Origin of the sequence: Mesorhizobium sp. M2A.F.Ca.ET.067.02.1.1 (assembly GCF_004023285.1) — a bacterium.
GTDB lineage: Bacteria > Pseudomonadota > Alphaproteobacteria > Rhizobiales > Rhizobiaceae > Mesorhizobium.
On record NZ_RZSB01000630.1, the window covers coordinates 1 to 3,553 of the forward strand.

The window sequence follows — 3,553 nt, forward strand, 5'->3', positions numbered from 1 at the left end:
GACGATGCCGGCGGCCGTGACCTTGGCCGGCATGCCGATCGGCGCCCTGAAATCCATGCCCGTGTGCAGGGCGGCGCTGCCCAGGATCGGGTCCGTGCGTACGCCAAACGGGCTGGTCACCGGATGGCCAGGGGCGGGGTTGGCGAGCGGCAGCTTGCGCGCCTCCTTCTTGACCCCGTCAAGCGCGTCGAGCGCCTCGTCCAGTTCCTTGACCTTGCTGTCGAAAACCAGCGTGGGATCGAGTGGCACCAGCGGGCCGCCGACATCGCTCTTGTTGAGCTCGCTGTCGACCGGCAGGCCCGCGGCTTCCAGCGCCTGGGTTATGGCATCGGCATTCTTGTAGGCGCTGTCGGCAAGCGTGGTAATGCGCGAGAGCTGCTGGCTCTCGATGGCCTTCAGCGATGCGTTGATCGAGACGAACAGCTTGTCGGCGCGGTCGGCAGCCGTTTCTCCATCGAGCGGATTGGACCGTGTCGACCAAAGCGAGAAGGGCCTGGTGTCACCGGCGCTCAAGGATGCGACGGAATAGGTCGGCGCCTGGGAGAGGCTGCCGGTGATCTCCGCGGGTTCATCGCGTTTGGCCGCCGCGGCGCCTGCCGCGGGCGCGTCTCCAACCTCGTTCTCGGCACGCTCGAGGATCGGGCCGAGCCGCCCGTGGCGCTCGCTGAGCTGGGTCTGCCTGGCCAAGAGCTCGCTGACCTTGGTTTCCATCAGCTGCTGGTCGAGAAGCTGGCGGCTGGTGATGCGGTCGACCTGGGCACGAAGGGCCGAGATGCGGTCCTCATAGGCCTGCTGCATGCGCGCCTGCCTGGCCGTCGTGGCGCCGATCAGGTCGTCGCGCAACACCAGATAGGACGTGGCAAGCAGATAGCCGATGGCGATCGCCGCCAGGGCCGAGCCGAGGAAGGCGGCGAGCCAGGGGCGGATGGTGAAATGCCTTATCTCGTTGCCGCGGGCGATGATGACCGTGTGCGGTTCCTTGCGCCTGCCGAAGACAGCTGACTGACCGGTTGGTTTCACGGGGACCAGGCTTTCGTTACGGGACCAACGACAAGCCTGATTACACATTATTAGGGTTAACAAAGGCTTGCCGGGTCGACCGCGCGGGGCCGAATGCACGCAGCACGGGCACGAAGTTGCGCGAAAATCTCCTGGACGCGCCGCCATGTCGCTAAATCGTTGGCAACGAACACTAATGTTCTGCCAGGAGCAGCCTGTAGCTCCCAGAGTAAGGCGCGGTTTCTTAACTCTCTTCGATTGCGTTTAGTTGACGTTTTTCGAGTAAAGGCGTGTTGGTGTTTGGGATTCACCGTGGCGGTAGGAATGCTGGACGATCTGGTTGGCAAGATCCTCGACAAGATATCGGGCACCAGTCTGCTGGCGACCGGGCTTTTGCTGCTGACTGCCTTTGTCAGCGCGCTTGTAGCCTATTGGCGCACGGTCGAGGAGAAGAGCTGGAAGGAGTTCTTCGAGTTCGTCATCCCGCATGAGGTCATCACCCATCCCTCCGCGAAGGCCGACCTTCTGTTCTGGGTCACGAAGAAGGCCCTGATGCCTTTCCTGATGCTGCCCGCCGGAATCGTCTTCGTCACCGCGGTGGGGTACGGGACCAACTGGCTGTTTTCGACACTGCTCCACTTCCAGCAGCCTCTGACCGAGGGGCCGGCAGGGCCGGTGACGGTTCTGATCTTCACCGTCAGCATGCTCCTCGCCTACGACATTTCCTATTATCTCTATCACGTCGCCCAGCATCGCTATCCACTGCTTTGGGAACTGCACAAGGTGCATCACTCGGCCGAGGTGATGGTCGGGATCACCAAGGACCGGGTCCATCCGCTCGACGAGTTGATGAACCGAGCCTGGGACGGCATCATCGTAGGGTTCTGCTTCGGCATCTGGTCGCTGATTTCGCTGAACCTTGTCGAACTGACCGTTTTTGGCGTCAACGTCTATGTCATGCGTAACATCCTGATGATGGATTTCGTCAGGCACACGCATTTCAAGATCTCGTTCGGCCCGCTCAACCATTTGATCCTGTGTCCCCACTGGCATCAGTTGCATCACAGCGTCGATCCGCGCCACTACGACAAGAACTTCGGGCTGCTCTTCTCGTTCTGGGACCGGCTCTTCGGAACATTGTGTGTGCCGAGGCCCGACGAGGACTTCAAATTCGGGCTGGTCGACCGCGATGTGCGCGACTATCAGTCGCTCGCAGGCCTCTACGTCATGCCGCTGAAGCGGATGTGGGGACATATCGCCAGGCGCATCCGGCCCGGAAAGCCACGGTCGCGCACCTCGCGAGCCTCGGAGGGGACACGGCCATGAACGGTCCCGTTGTGCTCGCAATCCCGCGGACACACACCTTCGAAGTCGTGACGTCGGCGGCGCGCCTGGCCGAGATCGCACCGGCCTGGAGGGCGCTCTGGCAGCGGGCTGGTGGACTTGTCTTCCAGCACCCGGACTGGATTGCGGCCTGGTGGCGCACCACCCCGCAGCAGGAGCGGCGCGCGCTCAGGATTGGGCTTGCCTGGAACGGCGACCGGCTCGATGGCGTGATAGCGCTCGCGACCTTCAGGCGTTCCGGCATCCGCATACTCGAATGGGCGGCGAAGGATCACAGTGATTATGGCGACGCGCTGGTTGCACCCGGCAGCGACCCGCGGGCGGTCTCCCGCCTCTGGCAGTATGTTTTTGACCAGGGTGGCTTCGACCTGATCTATCTCAACCGTCTGCTGCCGGATGCCGGTGTTCATGCCCTGCTGGAACCGGCTCATGGCAAGGCGCTTCGGCCCAATCACCGCACCGAAATCAGCTATCGTGTCGCTGGCTCCTGGCAGCGTGGGGCGGAATGGTTCGAGACGTTGTCCAAGAAGGGCCGGCAGAACTATCGTCGTGGCCGCAAGTTCATGGAAGAAAGCGGTGCATTGCGTTTCCGGCTGCTGGACGCGGCGGAGCCGCGAGAGCCGGTGCTCGAGCGCGTCGCGACGTTGAAGCGGCTCTGGCTCGCTCGCCATGGTCGCGCCTCGGATCTGTTCGATAAGGGCTCGCCGGTTCTTGCCGCGCTTACTTCGGTGCTGGCCGACCTCGGGCTGTTGCGCATCTTCGTGCTGGAGCTCGACGACACGATCGTCGCCGTCTCGATCAATTTCGAGCAGCACGGCACGATGATGGCTTTCGTCACCACCTATGATCCCGAATACGAGCGCGCCTCGCCGGGCATGGTACTGATGATGGACTATATCCAATGGTCGTTCGACCGAGGTCTCGCCACGGTCGATTTTCTCTGCGGCGGCGAGGATTTCAAGCGGCGCTTCGCCACGCAATCAGTCACGCTGTCGTCCATGATGGGTGCGCGCGGTTTGCGTGGCCATCTTGCCGCGCTGGCCGATCAAGCGAGCCATCGTTCGAAATCCTGGAGGGCGCGGCGGCAGCCGAAGGCCGAGGCACCGGACGAGTAACGACCATAATTGTCGATTGCTTTGGTGGGCTTTGGCGACGCTCAGAGCGCGTGCACTGCCTCGAGCACCTCTTCGGCATGGCCCTTGACGCGCAC

3 protein-coding genes are annotated in these 3,553 nt (G+C 62.7%); 2 read left to right on the forward strand and 1 reads right to left on the reverse strand.

From position 1 onward, the window contains the following. On the reverse strand, positions 1–1,020 hold a 1,020-nt coding region (locus tag EOA28_RS28960; RefSeq protein ID WP_148670913.1), incomplete at its 3' end, for a M23 family metallopeptidase. Positions 1,021–1,323: 303 nt separating this feature from the next. On the opposite strand from EOA28_RS28960, the gene EOA28_RS28965 reads away from it, so the two are divergent. Both EOA28_RS28965 and EOA28_RS28970 read left to right on the forward strand, forming a co-directional pair. Beyond that, a complete protein-coding gene (locus EOA28_RS28965; RefSeq protein ID WP_128298495.1) occupies positions 1,324–2,325 on the forward strand; it encodes a sterol desaturase family protein in 1,002 nt (333 codons plus the stop codon). Beyond that, positions 2,322–3,458 (forward strand): GNAT family N-acetyltransferase, encoded by a 1,137-nt coding sequence (locus tag EOA28_RS28970; protein ID WP_127386300.1) that lies wholly within the window; start codon positions 2,322–2,324, stop codon positions 3,456–3,458. Before EOA28_RS28965 ends, EOA28_RS28970 begins: the two co-directional genes overlap by 4 nt. The last annotated feature ends 95 nt before the right edge of the window (positions 3,459–3,553 follow it).

Bases quoted from the DNA above. Each gene is read 5' to 3' on its own strand.
- EOA28_RS28965 (WP_128298495.1), top strand. From the start codon at position 1,324: ATGCTGGACGATCTGGTTGGCAAGATCCTCGACAAGATATCGGGCACC.
- EOA28_RS28970 (WP_127386300.1), top strand. From the start codon at position 2,322: ATGAACGGTCCCGTTGTGCTCGCAATCCCGCGGACACACACCTTCGAA.